This window comes from Megasphaera sp. AF13-6AC (genome assembly GCF_027685385.1).
Taxonomy (GTDB): domain Bacteria; phylum Bacillota; class Negativicutes; order Veillonellales; family Megasphaeraceae; genus Megasphaera; species Megasphaera micronuciformis.
Genome location: NZ_JAQCUN010000291.1, coordinates 1 through 239, shown reverse-complemented (window position 1 = coordinate 239; position 239 = coordinate 1). Strand labels below are relative to the sequence as shown.

Genomic DNA, 239 nt, shown 5'->3' with positions numbered 1-239 from the left:
TTTTCAATATGTAGTGATAATATCGGTTATAATACAGCGTTTTCACGGGAGAAAAGGGAAGGTATAATGAAAGCTTTAGTAGTTATCGATATTCAAAATATGTTAATCCATATGAAGCCTTATGAAAGTCCCCGCTTTTTGAAACGAGTCGGCATTTTGATTGAACAGGCCAGGAAAAAGGGCATTGAAGTTATTTATATTCGTCATAAAAGTGACAGTTTGGTTCCGGGAACAAAAGG

At 35.6% G+C, this 239-nt stretch carries 1 protein-coding gene; it reads left to right on the top strand.

Annotation, left to right across the window (positions count from 1 at the left end):
• Window positions 1-66: 66 nt before the first annotated feature.
• On the top strand, window positions 67-239 hold a 173-nt coding region (locus PGX78_RS09510; RefSeq protein ID WP_442864827.1), incomplete at its 3' end, for an isochorismatase family protein.